Origin of the sequence: Pseudomonas sp. Irchel 3A7 (assembly GCF_900187565.1) — a bacterium.
GTDB lineage: Bacteria > Pseudomonadota > Gammaproteobacteria > Pseudomonadales > Pseudomonadaceae > Aquipseudomonas.
The window spans coordinates 334,760-354,322 of record NZ_FYED01000001.1 but is presented as its reverse complement, the minus strand read 5'-3'; the positions used below and the strand labels follow the sequence as shown (position 1 = coordinate 354,322).

At 60.8% G+C, this 19,563-nt stretch carries 19 protein-coding genes and 1 pseudogene; 9 read left to right on the top strand and 11 right to left on the bottom strand.

Translation table 11 applies throughout. The features are described from left to right. Positions 1-8: 8 nt before the first annotated feature. The 9 genes from CKW21_RS01575 (at position 9) to CKW21_RS01535 (ending at position 11,076) form a co-directional block, all read left to right on the top strand. A complete protein-coding gene (locus tag CKW21_RS01575; protein WP_095192475.1) occupies positions 9-956 on the top strand; it encodes a choline ABC transporter substrate-binding protein in 948 nt (315 codons plus the stop codon). A gap of 148 nt (positions 957-1,104) precedes the next feature. Beyond that, positions 1,105-2,022, top strand: a complete 918-nt coding sequence (locus CKW21_RS01570) for an alpha/beta hydrolase (RefSeq protein WP_095192270.1) — start codon at positions 1,105-1,107, stop codon at positions 2,020-2,022. A gap of 104 nt (positions 2,023-2,126) precedes the next feature. Next, positions 2,127-3,098, top strand: coding sequence for a prolyl aminopeptidase (gene pip / locus CKW21_RS01565; protein WP_095192269.1), 972 nt, complete (start codon positions 2,127-2,129; stop codon positions 3,096-3,098). After that, the gene (dtd, locus tag CKW21_RS01560; RefSeq protein WP_095192268.1) at positions 3,095-3,532 is read left to right on the top strand and encodes a D-aminoacyl-tRNA deacylase; all 438 of its coding nucleotides are present in this window, start codon (positions 3,095-3,097) and stop codon (positions 3,530-3,532) included. Before pip ends, dtd begins: the two co-directional genes overlap by 4 nt. Positions 3,533-3,853: 321 nt before the next feature. Continuing rightward, a complete protein-coding gene (locus CKW21_RS01555) occupies positions 3,854-5,671 on the top strand; it encodes a glucan biosynthesis protein G (protein ID WP_095192267.1) in 1,818 nt (605 codons plus the stop codon). Beyond that, entirely contained in the window at positions 5,664-8,234 is a 2,571-nt protein-coding gene (mdoH, locus tag CKW21_RS01550) for a glucans biosynthesis glucosyltransferase MdoH (RefSeq protein WP_095192266.1), read from the top strand. Before CKW21_RS01555 ends, mdoH begins: the two co-directional genes overlap by 8 nt. Before the next feature lie 221 nt (positions 8,235-8,455). Beyond that, a complete protein-coding gene (locus CKW21_RS01545; RefSeq protein WP_095192265.1) occupies positions 8,456-9,253 on the top strand; it encodes a transporter substrate-binding domain-containing protein in 798 nt (265 codons plus the stop codon). A gap of 136 nt (positions 9,254-9,389) precedes the next feature. Beyond that, complete coding sequence (locus CKW21_RS01540) at positions 9,390-10,349, top strand: amino acid ABC transporter permease (protein WP_095192264.1); 960 nt, start codon at positions 9,390-9,392, stop codon at positions 10,347-10,349. Further along, entirely contained in the window at positions 10,342-11,076 is a 735-nt protein-coding gene (locus CKW21_RS01535) for an amino acid ABC transporter ATP-binding protein (protein WP_095192263.1), read from the top strand. The genes CKW21_RS01540 and CKW21_RS01535 overlap by 8 nt, the downstream gene beginning before the upstream one ends. Positions 11,077-11,205: 129 nt before the next feature. Here the strand turns inward: CKW21_RS01535 and CKW21_RS32135 are convergent, their stop codons facing one another. The 11 genes and pseudogenes from CKW21_RS32135 to ubiE form a co-directional block, all read right to left on the bottom strand. After that, on the bottom strand, positions 11,206-11,919 hold the full coding sequence (locus tag CKW21_RS32135) for a methyl-accepting chemotaxis protein (RefSeq protein WP_371917498.1): 714 nt from the start codon (positions 11,917-11,919) through the stop codon (positions 11,206-11,208). Positions 11,920-12,060: 141 nt separating this feature from the next. Beyond that, positions 12,061-13,122, bottom strand: a pseudogene (locus tag CKW21_RS32130) (methyl-accepting chemotaxis protein); the annotation flags it as partial. Positions 13,123-13,336: 214 nt separating this feature from the next. Continuing rightward, positions 13,337-14,044: a 16S rRNA (uracil(1498)-N(3))-methyltransferase gene (locus CKW21_RS01525; RefSeq protein ID WP_095192261.1), complete on the bottom strand. Its 708-nt coding sequence runs from the start codon at positions 14,042-14,044 to the stop codon at positions 13,337-13,339. Further along, the gene (gene tatC, locus CKW21_RS01520; protein ID WP_095192260.1) at positions 14,041-14,835 is read right to left on the bottom strand and encodes a twin-arginine translocase subunit TatC; all 795 of its coding nucleotides are present in this window, start codon (positions 14,833-14,835) and stop codon (positions 14,041-14,043) included. The genes CKW21_RS01525 and tatC overlap by 4 nt, the downstream gene beginning before the upstream one ends. After that, positions 14,832-15,275, bottom strand: coding sequence for a Sec-independent protein translocase protein TatB (gene tatB, locus CKW21_RS01515; RefSeq protein ID WP_095192259.1), 444 nt, complete (start codon positions 15,273-15,275; stop codon positions 14,832-14,834). Before tatB ends, tatC begins: the two co-directional genes overlap by 4 nt. A gap of 10 nt (positions 15,276-15,285) precedes the next feature. Continuing rightward, the gene (locus CKW21_RS01510) at positions 15,286-15,564 is read right to left on the bottom strand and encodes a twin-arginine translocase TatA/TatE family subunit (protein WP_095192258.1); all 279 of its coding nucleotides are present in this window, start codon (positions 15,562-15,564) and stop codon (positions 15,286-15,288) included. 25 nt (positions 15,565-15,589) lie between these two features. After that, positions 15,590-15,922 carry a phosphoribosyl-ATP diphosphatase gene (locus CKW21_RS01505; protein ID WP_046816939.1) on the bottom strand — a complete coding sequence of 111 codons (333 nt, stop codon included), beginning with the start codon at positions 15,920-15,922 and terminating at the stop codon, positions 15,590-15,592. Next, complete coding sequence (gene hisI, locus CKW21_RS01500) at positions 15,915-16,316, bottom strand: phosphoribosyl-AMP cyclohydrolase (RefSeq protein ID WP_007989281.1); 402 nt, start codon at positions 16,314-16,316, stop codon at positions 15,915-15,917. The genes CKW21_RS01505 and hisI overlap by 8 nt, the downstream gene beginning before the upstream one ends. A gap of 167 nt (positions 16,317-16,483) precedes the next feature. Then, the gene (gene ubiB, locus CKW21_RS01495; protein ID WP_095192257.1) at positions 16,484-18,088 is read right to left on the bottom strand and encodes a ubiquinone biosynthesis regulatory protein kinase UbiB; all 1,605 of its coding nucleotides are present in this window, start codon (positions 18,086-18,088) and stop codon (positions 16,484-16,486) included. Continuing rightward, positions 18,085-18,708 carry an SCP2 domain-containing protein gene (locus tag CKW21_RS01490; protein WP_095192256.1) on the bottom strand — a complete coding sequence of 208 codons (624 nt, stop codon included), beginning with the start codon at positions 18,706-18,708 and terminating at the stop codon, positions 18,085-18,087. The genes ubiB and CKW21_RS01490 overlap by 4 nt, the downstream gene beginning before the upstream one ends. Next, complete coding sequence (gene ubiE / locus CKW21_RS01485) at positions 18,708-19,478, bottom strand: bifunctional demethylmenaquinone methyltransferase/2-methoxy-6-polyprenyl-1,4-benzoquinol methylase UbiE (RefSeq protein ID WP_033045331.1); 771 nt, start codon at positions 19,476-19,478, stop codon at positions 18,708-18,710. Before ubiE ends, CKW21_RS01490 begins: the two co-directional genes overlap by 1 nt. Positions 19,479-19,563 lie beyond the last annotated feature (85 nt).

The following is a 19,563-nucleotide window of genomic DNA, read 5'->3' as shown; positions in this document are numbered from 1 at the left end:
TGACAAGCATCAAAGGTCTGTTCACCCGCTGTCTCTCAATCCTCTGCGGCACTGCTTTTCTGAGCGCCAGCGTCCTGGCCGCTGACGACCCTTCCTGCAAGGCCGTGCGCATGGGCGTGGTCAACTGGACCGACGTGATCGCCACCAGCGGCATGGCCGACGTGCTGCTCAATGGCCTCGGTTATGAAAGCAAGCAAACCAGCGCCGTGCAGCAAATCATCTTTGCCGGTATCCGCGACAAGCGCCTGGACATCTTCCTCGGTTACTGGAAACCGGCGATGGACAAGAACATCGCGCCGTTCCTGGCCGCCAATCAGGTCAAGGTCATGGACCGGCCAAGCCTGGCTGATGCCCAGGCGACCCTCGCGGTCCCTGACTACGTGGCGGCCGCCGGCCTGAAAACCTTCGCCGATATCGCAAAGTTCAAGGATCAGCTCGGCGGCAAGATCTACGGCATCGAACCGGGCAGCGGCGCCAACACCACGATCAAAACCATGATCGAGACCAATCACTTCGGTCTCAAGGACTTCAAGCTGATCGAATCCGGTGAGGCCGGCATGCTCGCCGCGGTGCAACGGGCCGTGAACCGCAAGGAGTTCGTGGTGTTTGTCGGCTGGACCCCGCACCCGATGAACATCAACATGAGCATCGCGTACCTGACCGGCAGTGAAGACGTCTACGGGCCGAACGAAGGCGCGGCGACCGTTTCTACCGTAACCGCCCCCGACTACGCCGAACGTTGCCCGAATGTCTATCGCTTGCTGGAAAACCTGACCTTCACCGCCGCCCAGGAAAGCCAGTTGATGGTGCCGATCATGGAGCGTCAGACACCCCAGGACGTCGCAAAAAAATGGTTGCGTGAGCACCCGCAGGATTTGCAACGCTGGCTGGCGGGTGTCAGCAGTTTTGATGGCAAGGACGGCGTGGCCACGGTTCAGGCCAGTTTGAAAAACTGACGGCAACCGCGAAACCTGTGGGAGCGAGCCTGCTCGCGAAAGAGTGTGCCAGCCAGGATTGATGTTGTCTGACACACCGCCTTCGCGAGCCTGCTCGCTCCCACAGGGGGCAGGCCCCCTATATTTTCCCTGAACGGGCAACAGGCTCATGGCTCCTTACTTGCTTTCTGAACAGATGCAGGCTTTCGTCAAGAAAACCGTCAGTTTCAACAGCACCGAAACCAGTCTGGAAGGATTGCGCCAGGCCTACAGCGAGATGTGCCGGGCGTTCACGCCACCCCGTCCGGCCGGGCTGTACGTGGTCGATTTCGAGTTGGCGGGTGTCTGCGTTCGCTCGTATCAACCCCCGGATTCACCCTCTGCTGGCGGTGTGCCCTGCGTCGTTTACTTACACGGCGGCGGGTGGGTGGTGGGGGATCTTGACTCCCACGATTTCATCTGCGCCGAGCTGGCCTCGACACTGGGTGTGTTGGTGATTGCCGTCGATTACCGTCTGGCGCCGGAGCATCCGTTTCCGGCCGCCTTCGATGACTGCCTGGCCGTCTGGCGGGCGTTGCGTACCGGGCCGTTTCGGCTGGACCCAGAGCGTACGTTGGTGGCCGGGGACAGCGCCGGCGGCAATCTTGCTGCTGCGTTGTGCCTGGCGCTACGCGATGCCGGCGAGCCGGTGCCATGCGCGCAAGTCCTGATTTATCCGGGACTCGGTGGTGATCACCGGTTACCGTCACGCAGCGAATGCGCTGACGCCCCGTTGCTCGGCAGCAGCGACCTGGATTGTTATCAGGCGTTGTATCTGCGTGGCACGCCAAAGCCGGGCGCTTACGCGATGCCGTTGCTGGCCGGGGATGTGAGCGGGTTACCACCGGCCTGGATCGCGGTGGCGCAATTCGACCCGCTGCGCGATGACGGCGTGCAGTATGCCGAACGACTTAACGCCGCCGGCGTGCCCACGACGCTGTACTACGGCAATGGACTGGTTCATGGCTGTTTACGGGCGCGAGGGCAGGCGGCCGAGGTCGATGCGCTGTATCAAACATTGATTGATTTTCTGGCGGCAAAACTCTGACTCCGCAAGGGCATGCTCATTGGCGTAATTCGGGTTTATGATGCCGGACGGCAGAATAATAGAAGTCCCCCCAGGGATGACCTCGACCCCTTACGGAGCGCGCAATGCAGACTTTGTACCCGCAGATCAAACCTCACGCCCGGCACGATCTGGCCGTCGACGAGACTCACACGCTGTATGTCGACGAAAGCGGTTCACCGGAAGGATTGCCGGTGGTTTTCATACACGGCGGCCCCGGCGCCGGGTGCGATGCGGCGAGCCGCTGCTACTTCGATCCCAACCTGTACCGTATCGTGACTTTCGACCAGCGGGGTTGCGGGCGTTCCACGCCCCACGCCAGTCTGGAAAACAACACCACCTGGGATCTGGTCGCCGACCTTGAGCGAATCCGCGAGCACTTGGGCATCGACAAGTGGGTGCTGTTCGGCGGTTCCTGGGGATCGACCCTGGCGCTGGCCTACGCGCAAACCCACCCGGAGCGTGTACACGGCCTGATCCTGCGCGGCATTTTTCTCTGCCGTCCGCAGGAAATCGAGTGGTTCTATCAGGCTGGCGCCAGCCGCTTGTTCCCGGATTACTGGCAGGACTACATCGCCCCGATCCCGTTGGACGAACGTGGCGATCTGCTCACCGCCTTCCACAAACGCCTGACCGGCAACGATCAGATCGCCCAGATGCACGCGGCCAAGGCCTGGTCCACGTGGGAAGGCCGGACCGCGACCCTGCGTCCGAACCCGCTGGTGGTCGATCGTTTTTCCGAGCCCCAGCGCGCGCTGTCCATTGCTCGCATCGAATGCCACTACTTCACCAACAATGCGTTCCTTGAGGCCAATCAGTTGATTCGCGACATGGACAAAATCGCCCATTTGCCCGGCGTGATCATCCATGGTCGCTATGACGTGATTTGCCCGCTGGATAACGCCTGGGAGCTGCACCAGGCCTGGCCGAACAGCGAACTGCAAATCATCCGTGACGCTGGCCATGCCGCCGCTGAACCCGGGATTACCGACGCATTGGTGCGTGCTGCCGATCGGATGGCGCGACGTTTGCTCGATCTGGCTCCCGACGAAGCATGAAGGGGTTGCTGCAACGCGTGCGTGGCGCGCGAGTCGAGGTGGCGGGGGAGGTGGTGGGTGCGGTCGACCAGGGCTTGCTGGTGCTGGTGGCCGTCGAGCCCGAGGACACTCGGGCCAGCGCCGACAAACTTCTCAATAAGCTGCTTAACTATCGGGTGTTCAGCGACGCTGAGGGCAAGATGAATCTGTCCCTGTCGGATGTGGGCGGCGGGTTGTTGCTGGTCTCGCAATTCACCCTGGCCGCCGACACCAAGAACGGGTTGCGCCCGAGTTTTTCGACCGCGGCCCCCCCGGCCCTGGGTGAGGAGCTTTTCGACTATCTATTAGTTAAAGCGAAACAGGTGCATGGCACTGTGGCATCAGGTAGATTCGGCGCGGATATGCAGGTGCACCTGGTCAATGATGGCCCGGTAACCTTCCTGTTACAGACCTGAAAGCGCTTGAAACATCTTTTTAAGCGCTTTTCGACTGAAAACAGGCGTTTTTCCCGATAAATACTTTGTTACCCCTGATGCGTTGTAACGCGGCCTACTAGATAATCGCGCGCTACGGGGATCAGCGTTCGTTGGTCCATTTTGACTTAGGTAGAGACTTGTCCTGAACCGTTTGGGGAATCATTTCGCCCCATCGGAGTCGGAACAATGCTCGCCAACTTGGCAAGAGTGGTCTGCAAGGCCGGGTTTTTCACACCGGATACCGTACAGACCCTTTAACTGGCCGTTGGTTTTTTGATCTGTTTTCGGCGAGGGTTGCTCGTGATTGTTAGTCCCTGTAACGCACCAAAATTGTCTGCCAAACGGTTACGTAGCGCTCTGGTAGCGGGCTCGGCAATGCTCTGCCTGCTCAGCGCGGGCCAGCTTTGGGCATTCAATCTGGATGATGTGTCGGCCAAGGCAAAAGAGCTGGCTGCTCAGAAATACGAAGCGCCGCGCAGTAACCTGCCGACCGAATTCCGCGAAATGAAGTTCGCCGATTATCAGAAAATTCGTTTTCTGACGGAAAAAGCCGAATGGGCGGACCAGAAGACCCCATTCAAGCTGTCCTTTTATCACCAGGGCATGCACTTCGATACGCCGGTGAAAATCAACGAAATCACCGCGAACACCGTCGAAGAGATCAAATACGATCCAAGTCGTTTCGATTTCGGCGACGTCAAGTTCGACCCCAAGGCCACGGAACAACTGGGCTACGCCGGTTTCCGCGTGCTGTACCCGGTCAACAAGGCCGACAAGCAAGACGAAATCATGACCATGCTCGGCGCGAGTTACTTCCGCGTTGTTGGCAAGGGGCACGTCTACGGCTTGTCCGCTCGCGGCATGGCGATCGATACCGCGTTGCCGTCCGGTGAAGAATTCCCGCGTTTTCGCGAGTTCTGGATCGAGCAGCCGAAGCCGGGCGACAAGCACCTGGTGATCTTCGCGCTGCTGGATTCGCCACGGGCGACCGGTGCTTATCGTCTGACCCTGCGTCCGGGCAGCGACACCATTGTCGACGTCAAGGCGCAGATGTTCCTGCGCGACAAGGTCGGCAAACTGGGTATCGCTCCACTGACCAGCATGTTCCTGTTCGGCGCCAACCAGCCGTCGAAAATCCTCAACTATCGTCGCGAACTGCACGATTCGAGCGGCCTGGCGATCCATGCCGGCAACGGCGAGTGGATCTGGCGTCCGCTGAACAACCCGAAACACCTGGCGGTGAGCAATTTCTCGGTCGAGAACCCGCGCGGCTTCGGCTTGCTGCAACGTGGCCGTGACTTCAGCCACTACGAAGACCTCGACGACCGCTACGACAAGCGCCCAAGCGCCTGGATCGAACCGAAAGGCGACTGGGGCAAGGGCACCGTCGATCTGGTCGAGATTCCGACCGCCGACGAAACCAACGACAATATCGTGGCTTTCTGGAGCCCGGAAAAGATGCCGGAACCAGGCCAGCCGCTGGACTTCGCCTATCGCATGCACTGGACCATGGACGAAGCGGCGTTGCACGCACCAGACAGTGCCTGGGTCAGTCAGACGCTGAAATCCACCGGTGACGTCAAACAGTCCAACCTGATTCGTCAGCCGGACGGTAGCGTTGCTTATCTGGTGGACTTCGAAGGTCCGTCCCTGGCGGCATTGGCACCGGACACCGATGTGCGCAGCCAGGTCAGCGTCGGCGAAAACGCCGAACTGGTCGAGAACAGCGTGCGCTACAACCCTGAAACCAAGGGCTGGCGCCTGACCCTGCGCATGAAGATCAAGGACCCGAGCAAGTCCACCGAAATGCGTGCTGCACTGGTGCAGAACATCGTGCCTGCCGATCTGGCCAAGACTTCGATTCCTGCGTCCAACTCTTCCGTTGCCAAGGCCGACAAGGTGGCTGCCAAGCAAGCGGAGAAAGCGGAGAAGGAAGCGAAGGCCGCCGAAGCCAAGCAGGCCGAAGCCAAGCCAGTCGCAGCTGCCAAGGACAAGGCGAACAACAATGACGCCAAGCAGCCTGCTGCTGCCGACGCGGCCCCAGCCACACCGGAATCGGCACCGACTGAAGAAGTCCTGACCGAGACCTGGAGCTATCAGTTGCCTGCCGATGAGTAATTCTCAAGTACAGCCAGAGACGCTTTCCGAGTATCTGGCGCATCTGCCGATGACCGACCAGCAGCGCGCGGAACTCGCGGGCTGCAGGTCCTTCAGTGAACTGCATGAGCGTCTGTCGTCTTCGACGTTCGACGCGCCGACTGAGGCCGCCCAGGCTTCGGTGGGCAAGCGCCTGACGCTCAGCACCGCCGAAGAATTGCAAGACGCCGAAATGCTGGCGCTCGACGCCAGCGGTCGGGTCTGCCTCAAGGCAACCCCACCGATTCGCCGGACCAAGGTTGTGCCGGAGCCATGGCGTACCAACATTCTGGTGCGCGGCTGGCGGCGCCTCACCGGTCGCACCAATCCGCCCAAGCCGCCGAAAGACGAGAACGTGCTCCCGGCGGCACGCTGGCGCACCGTCGGTTCGATCCGCCGTTACATTCTTCTGGTGCTGATGCTCGGCCAGACCATCGTCGCCGGCTGGTACATGAAAGGCATCATGCCGTACCAGGGCTGGTCGTTCGTCGACCTCGAAGAAGTGCTGCACCAACCGTTCCTGCAAACCGCCACGCAAGTGCTGCCGTATGCGTTGCAGACCAGCATCCTGATCCTGTTCGGGATTCTTTTCTGCTGGGTTTCGGCCGGTTTCTGGACTGCGCTGATGGGCTTCCTCGAGTTGCTCACCGGTCACGACAAATACCGCATTTCCGGCAAAAGCGCCGGCAACGAGCCGATTCCGAAGGACGCGCGCACTGCACTGGTGATGCCGATCTGCAACGAAGACGTGCCGCGGGTGTTCGCCGGTCTGCGCGCGACGTTCGAGTCGGTCGCGGCCACGGGTGACCTCGATCGTTTCGACTTCTTCGTCCTCAGCGACAGTAACGACGCCGATATCTGCGTCGCCGAGCAGCAGGCCTGGCTGGACGTCTGCCGCGAAGCCAAGGGCTTCGGCAAGATCTTCTATCGCCGCCGCCGTCGTCGCGTTAAACGTAAAAGCGGTAACCTCGACGACTTCTGCCGTCGTTGGGGGGGTGATTACAAATACATGGTCGTACTCGACGCCGACTCCGTGATGAGCGGCGAGTGCCTGACCAGCCTGGTGCGCCTGATGGAAGCCACGCCGGATGCCGGGATCATCCAGACCGCGCCGCGTGCGTCGGGCATGGACACCCTGTATGCGCGCATGCAGCAGTTCGCCACCCGGGTATACGGTCCACTGTTCACCGCCGGTCTGCACTTCTGGCAGTTGGGCGAATCGCACTACTGGGGCCACAACGCGATCATTCGCATGAAGCCGTTCATCGAGCACTGCGCCCTGGCGCCGCTGCCCGGTAAAGGCGCGTTTGCCGGTGCGATCCTGTCCCACGACTTCGTAGAAGCCGCGCTGATGCGCCGTGCCGGTTGGGGCGTGTGGATTGCCTACGACTTGCCGGGCAGCTATGAAGAGCTGCCGCCGAACCTGCTGGACGAACTCAAGCGTGACCGTCGCTGGTGCCACGGCAACCTGATGAACTTCCGCCTGTTCCTGGTCAAGGGCATGCACCCGGTGCACCGTGCGGTGTTCCTGACCGGTGTGATGTCTTACCTGTCGGCGCCGCTGTGGTTCTTCTTCCTGGTGTTGTCGACGGCGCTGCTGGCGGTCAACACGCTGATGGAGCCGCAGTACTTCCTCGAACCGCGCCAGCTTTACCCGCTGTGGCCACAATGGCACCCGGACAAGGCAATCGCGCTGTTCTCGACCACGATCGTGCTGCTGTTCCTGCCGAAGCTGTTGAGCATCATCCTGATCTGGGCCAAGGGCGCGAAAGAGTTCGGTGGCAAGTTCAAGGTGACGCTGTCGATGCTGCTGGAGATGCTGTTCTCCATGCTATTGGCGCCGGTGCGGATGATTTTCCACACCCGTTTTGTCCTCGCCGCGTTCCTGGGTTGGGCCGCGACCTGGAACTCGCCGCAGCGTGACGATGACTCCACGCCATGGAGCGAAGCGGTCAAGCGCCACGGTCCGCAAACCTTGCTGGGCTTCTTCTGGGCCTTGCTGGTGATTTGGCTGAACCCGAGCTTCCTGTGGTGGCTGGTGCCGATCGTCGGTTCGTTGATGCTGTCGATCCCGGTGTCGGTGATTTCCAGTCGTGTCGGCCTGGGCCTCAAGTCCCGTGACGAGAGCCTGTTCCTCATCCCCGAGGAATACAATCCGCCACAGGCGTTGCTGGCGACCGACCAGTACACCCATGAAAACCGCTGGCACGCACTGAACGACGGCTTCATACGTTCGGTGGTCGATCCACAGCAGAACGCCTTGGCGTGTTCGCTGGCGACTTCTCGTCACCGCGAGGCCGAGCCGATCGAATGGTTGCGGGTAGAGCGGGTACGCCACGCTATGAAGGTCGGACCGGAAGGCCTGACCAACAACGAGCGTGTGCAGTTGCTGAGCGACCCGGTGGCATTGGCTCGCCTGCATGATCAGGTCTGGAACGAAGGCCACGCCGAGTGGCTGGGCGCATGGCGCAAGTCGGTCAAGGCCGATCCCCATGCACCGCTGCTGCCGCTCAGGCCGCTGAGCGTTCAGCCTCAGTTGGCATGATGAAAAGCCCCGCTAAATCAGCGGGGCTTTTTTTTGCGTTGACGATCAACGGTCAGTGTTCGAGCAACAAATCCCGCCTAAACCCTTGTGCAATCGAGCGAGTGCGTTAGCATCCGTCCCCGAATTGGTGCGCCCGGACCGTTTTGTGTCCGTATCTATCGGTTTTCACAGGAAAACAGTCGATTTCGCGCCGCAAACGCAATGGTTTTGGGGACTTGAAGATGAAGAAGTATCTGTCGATGCTGCTGGTCGGCGTCACGGCATTGGTTGCAGTCAGCGCGGCGCAGGCCGGTGCCATTGATGACGCGGTCAAGCGCGGCACATTGAAGGTCGGCATGGATCCGACCTACATGCCGTTCGAAATGACCAACAAACGCGGCGAGATCATCGGCTTCGAAGTCGACATCCTCAAGGCCATGACCAAGGCCATGGGCGTCAAGCTGGAACTGGTGTCCACCGGTTACGACGGCATTATCCCGGCCCTGCTGACCGACAAGTTCGACATGATCGGCAGCGGCATGACCCTGACCCAGGAGCGCAACCTGCGCCTGAACTTCAGCGACCCCTTCATCGTGGTCGGCCAGACGCTGCTGATCCGCAAGGAGCTGGAAGGCACTATCAAGTCCTATAAAGACCTGAACACTGCCGATTACCGCATCACCTCCAAGCTCGGCACCACCGGCGAAATGGTCGCCAAAAAGCTGATCTCCAAAGCCAAGTACCACGGCTACGACAACGAGCAGGAAGCCGTGCTCGACGTGGTCAACGGCAAGGCTGATGCCTTTATCTACGACGCGCCTTACAACGTCGTGGCGCTGAACAAGGTGGGTAACGGCAAACTGGTGTTCCTCGACAAGCCGTTCACCTACGAGCCTCTGGCCTTCGGTCTGAAGAAGGGTGACTACGACAGCCTCAACTTCATCAACAACTTCCTGCACCAGATCCACGAAGACGGCACCTACGATCGCATCCATGACAAGTGGTTCAAGAGCACCGAGTGGCTCAAGGACATGGAGTAACACTCGGTCTGACAGACCGAGTCGCCCCATTCGCGAGCAGGCTCGCTCCCACATTTGATCTCGGTTCAATGTGGGAGCTAGCCTGCTCGCGAAGACGGCCTCCTTCGCGACACAAAATTCGGAATTTGCAGAGTAAATGAAGCATAAAAAAGCCCAATGGCCCTGGCACGTATTGACCGTGCTGGTGCTGATCGGCCTGGCCGGCGCGCTGTATTACGCCACCTCGCTGATGTCCTACGAATGGCGCTGGAACCGTGTGCCGCAGTACTTCGCCTACCACGCCGAAGAGTCCCAGCGCGCCGCCGACATCTCCACCGTCAGCGAACTGGTGCGCAAGGGCGACAAGGCTGAAATCACCTTGCGCAACGACGCGGGTGACGAGCAACACCTGACCGTTGACGAAAACAGCCTGCAAGTCGCCCAGGGCGATGAAGTTGCCGAAGGCGATGTGATCGGCGTGACCCGCCACTGGGCCGCAGGGCCATTGATGTGGGGGCTTTGGACGACCTTGTGGCTGTCCGTGGTGTCTGGCGTGCTCGGTCTGCTGATCGGCCTCGCCACCGGCCTGTGCCGGCTGTCGAACAACCCGACGCTGCGCGATCTCTCGACCATTTACGTCGAACTGGTGCGCGGCACGCCGCTGCTGGTACAGATCTTCATTTTCTATTTCTTCATCGGTACGGTGATGAACCTGTCCCGGGAATTCGCCGGGATTGCCGCGCTGTCACTGTTCACCGGCGCTTACGTAGCGGAAATCATCCGCTCCGGGGTGCAGTCGATTGCCCGTGGCCAGAACGAAGCCGCGCGCTCCCTGGGTTTGAGCGCTGGCCAGTCGATGCGTCACGTGGTCCTGCCGCAAGCGTTCAAACGCGTGCTGCCACCGCTGGCCGGGCAATTCATCAGTCTGGTGAAAGACACCTCGCTGGTGTCGGTGATCGCGATTACCGAACTGCTCAAAAGCGGTCGTGAAGTCATCACCACGTCGTTCTCGCCGTTCGAAATCCTGTTCTGCGTTGCCGGACTGTATTTGTTGATCAACCTGCCGCTGTCGAAAATCGCCGGCCGGCTTGAGCGGAGGCTCGCGCAAAGTGATTGAAGTCCGCGATCTGGTAAAAGTCTTCGACACCCGTGGCCAGGTGGTGCGCGCGGTGGATAACGTGTCCACCCATGTAGCCAAGGGCGAAGTGTTGGTGGTGATCGGTCCGTCCGGTTCCGGCAAATCGACGTTCCTGCGCTGCCTCAATGGCCTGGAAGCGTTCGACTCCGGCTCGGTGAGCATCGACGGCCTGCAACTGGCCGACCCGAAAACCGATGTGAACGCCTATCGCCGCGAAGTCGGCATGGTGTTCCAGCATTTCAACCTGTTTCCGCACATGACCGTGCTGGAGAATCTGTGCCTGGCCCAGAAGGTCGTGCGCAAGCGCGGCAAGAAAGAGCGCGAGGCCAAGGCCCTGGCGCTGCTGGAGAAAGTCGGGATTGCGCAGAAGGCCAACGAGTTTCCGTCGCGCCTGTCCGGCGGCCAGCAACAGCGCGTGGCGATTGCCCGCGCACTGGCCATGGAGCCGAAGGTCATGCTGTTCGACGAACCGACCTCGGCGCTGGACCCGGAAATGGTTGGCGAAGTGTTGGACGTGATGAAAAACCTGGCCCTGGAAGGCATGACCATGGTCTGTGTTACCCACGAAATGGGCTTTGCCCGGGAAGTGGCGGACCGGGTGTTGTTCTTCGATCACGGCAAGTTGCTCGAAGATGCTTCGCCGGCGGAGTTCTTCGATGCACCGAAGGACCCGCGGGCGCAGGCGTTTTTGCGGCAGGTTCTCTAACCTCGGCGCCTGCCGAATCGCCTTCGCGAGCAGGCTCGCCCCACATTGGATCTAGCGCACTCTGTGGGAGCGAGCCTGCTCGCGAAGGCATCACCTCGGTCCCAAGCAAACCGAGGCCCTCGCTTCACCTCAAACCCTGAACTTGCCCACCAGCATCTGCAAATGCGTCCCCAACCGCGCCAGCTCAACACTGGACGCCGCTGTCTCTTCACTCGCCGCCGATGTCTGATCCGACACATCGCGCACATTCAGCACGCTGCGGTTGATCTCCTCGGCCACGGCGCTTTGTTGCTCGGCAGCGGCGGCGATCTGTTGGTTCATGGCCTGGATCGCCGACACTGTGCGGGTGATGCTCTCCAGTGAGCCGCCGGCGCGGCGGGTCAGTTCGACGCTGCTATCGGTCAGGCTGCGGCTGTTGTCCATGATGGTCGCCACTTGCTGGGTGCCGTTTTGCAAGCCGACGATCAGCTCTTCGATTTCTTCGGTGGACTTCTGTGTGCGTTGAGCCAGGCTGCGGACTTCGTCGGCGACCACGGCAAACCCGCGTCCGGCCTCACCGGCACGGGCGGCTTCGATGGCGGCGTTGAGCGCCAGCAGGTTGGTTTGCTGGGCCACGGACTTGATCACGTCGAGCACGCTGCCGATCTTGTCGCTCTCGCGCTTGAGCTCGCCCATGGCTTCGGTGGAGTTACCGACTTCCAGGGCCAGGCGTTCGATCTGGGCGATGGCTTCGCCGACCACCTTGTCGCCTTCGCGGGCCTGCTGGTCGGCGGCGACGGCGGCTTCGGAGGCTTCCTCGGCGTTGCGCGCGACTTCCTGCACGGTGGCGGTCATTTCGTTCATGGCGGTGGCCACCTGGTCAGTCTCGACCTTCTGGCTGTTGACCCCGGCACTGGTCTGTTCAGTGACCGCCGAGAGCTCTTCGGCGGCGCTGGCGATTTGCGTGACACCGTCGCTAATGCCGCCGATCAGTTCGCGAAGGCCTTGGGTCATGCTCTGGATGGCGCGTTGCAGCTGGCCCAATTCGTCCTGACGTTTGGAGGTCAGGTTGTGAGTCAAATCACCGGCGGCGATGCGTTCCGCCACCTTGAGGGTTTGATTCAGCGGAATCACGATCTGGCGCGTGATGGCCCAGGCGGCGAACAGACCGAAAATCAAGGCCAGGACGGTGGCCAGTAGTAGCATATTCTTGGCGTGCGCCACGTCGGTATCGCGTACGAGGGTTTGTGAGGCGGTGAGCTTCTTGCTGACATCGAGGAGGATTTCACCTTGGGCAGCCATGCGCTTGAGCGCTTCGGCTGCGGCGACCTGGGAGTCCCGGTACTGGCTGACGGCCGCGCGGTAGGCCTTGAGCGAGTCAGTTGCTTGCTGAAGGTTGGCGATGTGTTGTTCCGGCAGTTTCGACGGCAGGCTTTCGAGGTATTTCAGGGCGTTGTCGATGGCATCCAGCGCGGGCTGCTCGGCCTCGGATTTGCCGCTGTAGGTGTAGCCCCGCACCTGAAAGCGTGCTTGCTGGATCAGTTTGCTCAGGTCGATCACGCTGTTGAACTGCGCAACGCTGTCGCCCTGCAACATGGATTTTTCGACTTCGGCGACCTTGGCCACGGCATTGTCGGCAGTGGCGCCGAGTTTGCTGCGGGCGTCTTCACGGTTGGCGCCGGCCTGGGTCATGGCGCCGAAGGCTTGTTTGTACTGGCTGAGGGCGGCCAGTTGTTGGTCGATCATGGCGACGTCGGCGGGCTGCTCGATCATCTGGCGAGCGGCTTGCAGGCTGGTGTCGATCTTGGCCAGCAAGTCGTTGACGATGCCGGGGCCTTGCTCGCCGCGACGCATTTCGTAGTCCAGGCGGGCGATGCGCAAATCTTTGGTCAATCCGTTGATATCGGAAATGAACCCCAGCTTGTCGCCGCGGCTGGTCACATCACTCAGGCCGGTCCAGCCGGTGACGGTGATCAGCAGTGTCAGCAGCAGCACCAGGCCAAAGCCGACGCCCAGTTTGCGATTGACGCTTACATTCCCTAGTTTCTCGGCCAGCCATTGGTACATGCTGCAACTCCCTCGGACCATCTATTGGTTTTATGGGGGGTATATCGGCAGGGGGGTGGGGTTCTGTAGGCGGCACCCGATGGACGGGCGGGTGCGAATGATGACCTGTGGGTGCGAGCCTGCTCGCGAAGAGGGAGTGTCAGCCGACATGTCAGTGGCTGAAACACCGCTTTCGCGAGCAGGCTCGCTCCCACAGGGGGGGCAGTGCTGGAGGTTAGAAGAGGCGTGCCAGCAGTGCGGTAACGGCGGTTTCGACACGCAGGATGCGCTCGCCGAGCTGAACCGGTTGCAGGCCGGACTTGCCGAGCAAATCGATTTCGTAAGGAATCCATCCGCCTTCCGGGCCGATGGCCAGGGTCACCGGTTCAGTCAGCGCGCGGGGGCAGGGCGGGTAGTTGCCGGGATGACCAACCAGGCCTAGGGTGCTTTCGCTGATCGCCGGCAGACGGTCTTCGACGAAAGGCTTGAAGCGCTTTTCGATGATGACCTCCGGCAACACGCTGTCCCGGGCCTGCTCGAGGCCGAGGATCAACTGCTCGCGAATGGCTTCCGGTTCCAGGAACGGGGTTTGCCAGAAGCTCTTCTCGACGCGATAGCTGTTCACCAGCACGATGCGCGGCACACCCATGGCCGCCACGGTCTGAAACACCCTACGCAGCATTTTGGGCCGTGGCAGGGCCAGAATCAGGGTCAATGGCAGCTTGGCCGGTGGTGGCTGGTCGAGAGTGACGCGTAACTCCGCTTCGGCGGCGTCCAGGCGCAGCACTTCGGCCGAGCCCATCAACCCGCCGATCCGCCCGACGCGCATGCTGTCGCCGACTTCACAGCGATGGACTTCCTGCATGTGGGTCAACCGGCGATCGCGCAGCACCACACGGTCAGCCGCAATGAAATCGGCCTCTTCGAGGAGCAGCAGGTTCACGCTTGGGTCGCTGGCGGCTGGTCGTTGTGATCGTCAGCCGGCTGGTCATCCGGATGTTCGCCGCGCTTGCTGATCAAGCCGCCAAACAGGATGCCGATTTCGAACAACAGCCACATTGGTACGGCCAGCAGCGTCTGCGAAAAGATGTCCGGCGGTGTCAGGATCATGCCGACCACGAAGCAGCCGATGATCACGTACGGGCGGATTTTCTTCAGGTATTTGACGTCGACCACGCCGATCCATACCAGCAGCACCACGGCCACCGGGATTTCGAACGCCACGCCGAAAGCGAAGAACAGCGTCATGACGAAGTCGAGGTAGCTGGTGATGTCGGTCATCATTTCCACGCCAGCCGGGGTGGCGGCAGCGAAGAACTTGAAGATCAGCGGGAACACCAGGAAATAGGCGAAGGCCATGCCGGCGTAGAACAGCACGATGCTCGAAACCAGCAAGGGCACGGCGATGCGTTTCTCATGCTTGTACAAGCCCGGCGCGATAAAACCCCAGATCTGGTGCAGGATCACCGGGATCGCCAGGAACAGCGACACCATCATCGTCAGCTTCAGTGGCGTCAGGAACGGCGACGACACGTCGGTGGCGATCATCGTTGCGCCTTCTGGCAGGTACTGGCGCAGAGGCGTGGAGACGAAGGTGTAAATCTGCTGGGTGAAGGCGAACAACCCGGCGAAGATGATGAACACCGCCGCTACGCAGCGCAGCAGGCGGGTGCGCAACTCGGTGAGGTGCGAAACCAGCGGCATGTGCTGGTCGTTTTCAGGAAGATCGCTCATGGGGCTCGCGGCGGCAATGTTGGGTCTTGAGGGGCCGGCGCGACAGGCGCAGCGGCTGGAGCAACAGGTTCAGTCGAGGGCGCTGCAACAACGGGCGCGGGTTCCACGCTCGCTGTAACCGGTGCTGACTCGGTGGCGGCAGGCGCATGAATCGTCGGCGTCGCCACAGGCTCGACCGGAGTCGGCTCCTGCTGGGTCGGCGTGAAAATCTTCCGCGCCTCCTGCTCCAGAGACAGAATGTGTTCGTTGTGCAGTTGCCGGCGAATTTCGTCGGCACCGATTTCACGTTCAACTTCCTGTTTGATCGCATTGAAGCTGCGCTTCAGGCGCCCGACCCACAGGCCGGCGGTGCGCGCAGCGCCCGGCAGGCGTTCGGGACCCAGCACCAGCAGGGCAACGAGGCCGACGAGCAGCAGTTCAGAGAAGCTGATACCAAACATTAGTCAGTGCTCACACGTCTTTGCGGATCGGCTCTTCGACTTTCTGTGCCTGCACGTCGATGGTGTGCGGCTGGTTTACCGACTGTGTGGCTTGTGGCTGAACAGGCGGAACCGGTTGGGCTGGAGTCGCGGTCGGATCGGCCGGTTTTTCGTCGTCGTTCATGGCCTTGCGGAAGCCCTTGATCGATTCGCCAACGTCGGTTCCGAGGTTTTTCAGCTTTTTGGTACCGAATACCAGCACGACAACAACCAGGATGACGACCCAGTGTTTCCAGTCAAAAATGCCCATATTGCTGCTCCTCTCTAATAGTTATTCAGGCGGACGGACGCGAGGCTTTCTCAGCGTGTCCGGACAGACCGAAGCGACGGTCCAGTTCATCGAGTACAGCCTGTGGATGCTGCCCCAATTGGGCGAGCATGACCATGCTGTGGAACCACAAATCGGCGGTTTCGTAGATCACATCGCTGCAGTCGCCGCTGACGGCGGCATCCTTGGCGGCAATGATGGTTTCGACCGACTCTTCGCCGACTTTTTCCAGAATCTTGTTCAAGCCCTTGTGGTACAGGCTGGCGACATACGAGCTGTCGGCGGCGGCGCCTTTGCGCTCTTCCAGCACCTGGGCCAGACGGGTCAGTGTGTCACTCATGTTTGTGTCCTGCGGAGTAAATGGCATGCGGATCTTTGAGGACCGGGTCGACGGTTGTCCAGTCGCCGTTTTCGTAGACGCGGTAGAAGCAGCTCTGACGGCCGGTATGGCAGGCGATGTCGCCGATCTGCTCGACCATCAAAATGATGACGTCAGCGTCACAGTCCAGGCGCATCTCGTGCAGGGTCTGCACATGGCCGGACTCTTCGCCCTTGCGCCACAGTTTGCCACGAGAGCGTGACCAGTAGATCGCACGGTTCTCGGCAGCGGTCAGTTCCAGCGCTTCGCGGTTCATCCAGGCCATCATGAGGACGCGCCCGGTCTTGTGATCCTGGGCAATTGCCGGTACCAGGCCATCGGCGTCCCACTTGATCTCGTCCAGCCAGTTTTTCATCTTCAGTTCCTGAAGTAGCTCCAAGCTTCAAGCTTCAAGCTGCAAGTAAAAGCCAGTTCGCTTAGGTTTTTCGTAATGTGCAATGTGCGATCTACAGGCCTAAGTCAAACATGAATGCGACGGGCACCGCTTGAAGCTTGCAGCTTATAACTTGCAGCTGATTCATGCTATCGACGAACGACCAGATACAAGCCGACGGCCATCATGATGCCCGCCGGCCAGTAGGCCAGGTCGTTCAACGGCCCGCCTGCTGCCAGGATCGCGCCGCCGGCCAGATGGGCGGTGCCGAGTAACCGCAGGAACCAGTCGTCGCGGCGTCGGTGCCAGGGTGGCGACGGGTCGCTGGCGTGGGGCTGGGACAGGCGTTCGAGCAAGTCGCGGGTCATGTTGGCCAGGTGCGGGATCTGCTCGATCTGGCCCTGAACGTTGCCAAACAAGGCCTTGGGGCTCACGCGCTCGCGCATCCAGCGCTCGAGGAACGGTTGCGCGGTGTTCCACAGGTCGAGGTCCGGGTACAGCTGGCGGCCGAGGCCTTCGATGTTCAACAGGGTTTTCTGCAAAAGAACAAGCTGCGGCTGCACTTCCATGTTGAAGCGCCGGGCCGTCTGGAACAGGCGCATCAACACCTGACCGAAGGAAATATCTTTTAACGGTTTTTCGAAGATCGGTTCGCACACCGTACGGATCGCCGCTTCGAATTCGTTGAGTTTGGTTTCCGCCGGTACCCATCCCGAATCGATGTGCAATTGCGCGACACGACGGTAATCACGCTTGAAGAACGCGAACAGGTTGCGGGCCAGATAATCCTGGTCTTCCGGGGTCAGGCTGCCGACGATGCCGCAGTCGATCGCGATGTATTGCGGGCTCCACGGCTGCACGGTGCTGACGAAAATGTTGCCGGGGTGCATGTCGGCATGGAAGAAGCTGTCGCGGAACACCTGGGTGAAGAAGATTTCCACGCCGCGCTCGGCGAGCATTTTCATGTCAGTTCGCTGGTCGGCCAGGGTGGCCAGGTCGGTGACCTGAATTCCGTAGATGCGCTCCATCACCAGCACTTTCGGCCGGCACCAGTCCCAGTAGACTTGCGGCACGTACAGTAGCGGCGAACCCTCGAAGTTACGTTTCAGCTGGCTGGCGTTGGCCGCCTCACGCAGCAGGTCGAGTTCGTCATAGATGGTTTTTTCATAGTCGCTGACCACGTCCACCGGGTGCAGCAGGCGCGCATCGGCCGAAACTTTTTCGGCGGCGCGGGCCAGGATGAACAGCCACGCCAGATCTTGGGCGATCACCGGTTTGAGGCCCGGGCGGATCACCTTGACCACCACTTCTTCACCGGTTTTCAGTTGCGCGGCATGCACCTGCGCCACCGAGGCCGAGGCCAGCGGTTCAACGTCGAAGCGGCTGAACACCTCGCTGATCTTTTTGCCGAGCTGCTCTTCGATCAGCTTGACCGACACTTGCGAGTCGAACGGCGGCACCCGGTCCTGCAACATCATCAATTCATCGGCGATGTCTTCGGGCAGCAGATCGCGACGGGTGGACAGAATCTGCCCGAACTTGATGAATATCGGCCCCAGGTCCTGGAGCGCCAGGCGCAATCGGGCGCCACGGCTCAGGTCCAGGGTCTTGCGCGGGAACCAGCGCCACGGCAAGGCATAACGCAGCACCAGCAAAAACCAGGGCAGCGGCAGGGCGAACAGCAGGTCATCGAGGCGGTAGCGGATCACGACGCGCTGGATGCGCAACAGACGGCGGACGGCAAGCAGCTTCATGCGTTATCGCTTGGGTCGAGGGATCGGGAAAGGCGCTCGAAACGCGCCTCAAGTCGTTCCAGATCGAGTTTGATCCGGTCCAGTTCACTGAATCGGGCTTCAGCTTCGCGCTGCCCCACAAGGGTGCGCGACTCTTCGGCCAGGTATTCGGCGAGGTTCTGGTTGAGGCTGGCAAATCCTTGTTGATACCAGCGGGCGCGGCTGCGCAGGTGGCCGCCGACCAATTGTGTGGCGACGGGGCCGAGCCAGCGTGAGAGTTCATACTCCCAGTCCAGTTCGAGGTCCTGCAGGATAGCCGCCAGTTCCAACAGCACACCGCTGTCGCCATCGAGCTCGACTTCGGGTGCATGCAGCACCGCAGTCTTGTCCTTGCTCATCGCCAGTTTCAGCAGGCTGGAGGCCGGTGCACGCAAGGTGCAATCGGCGCCGGTTTCCCACTGGGAGGCGAGCATCAGGCCTTCATCGCTGGGCAGGATGAACAATTGCAGCGCCGGGCTGCGGCAATCGACGGCAATCACTTTGCCGCTCAAATGCGCGAGCCGCGGCAGCGCCGTGCTGTCGAGTCGCAGCACCCGGTTCAGACCGAGTTCAACGCTGGCGAGCAGGCCGGCGAGCAGCATCAGGGTTTGATGCCGCGGTGCAAGGCGACGATGCCTGCGGTCATGTTGTGATAGGTCACGCGGTCGAAACCGGCCTCGACCATCATCGACTTCAGGGTTTCCTGGTTCGGGTGCATGCGGATCGATTCGGCCAGGTAGCGATAGCTTTCCGAATCATTGGTGATCAGCTTGCCCATCAGCGGCATGAAGGCGAACGAGTAGGCGTCGTAGGCCTTGGACATCAGCGCGTTGGTCGGCTTGGAGAACTCCAGCACCAGCAGGCGGCCGCCGGGCTTGAGTACACGCAGCATCGAACGCAGGGCGTCCTCTTTATGCGTCACGTTGCGCAGGCCGAAGGCGATGGTCACGCAGTCGAAGTGGTTGTCCGGGAATGGCAGCTTTTCCGCGTCGGCCTGGACGAACTCGACGTTGCCGGCCACACCGAGGTCCAGCAGGCGGTCACGACCGACCTTTAGCATGGATTCGTTGATGTCGGCCAGTACGACCTGACCGGTCGGACCAACAAGATGCGAGAATTTGCGGGTAAGGTCGCCGGTGCCGCCGGCGATGTCCAGCACGCGGTTGCCGGTGCGCACGCCCGACAGTTCGATCGCGAAACGCTTCCACAGACGGTGCATGCCGCCCGACAGGAGGTCGTTCATCAGGTCGTACTTGGCCGCTACCGAATGGAAAACTTCAGCGACTTTTTCCGCTTTCTGGCTTTCCGGAACGTTTTTGAAGCCGAAGTGAGTGGTGGGTTCGGCATCGTTGCCTTTGCGCTGATCAGTCATATCGCTGTCACCAAAAGAGAATGCGCGACATTCTAATCCCCATGGGATGCTTTGTCTTGGCAAGGCTGAAGGTAAGATGGGTCAA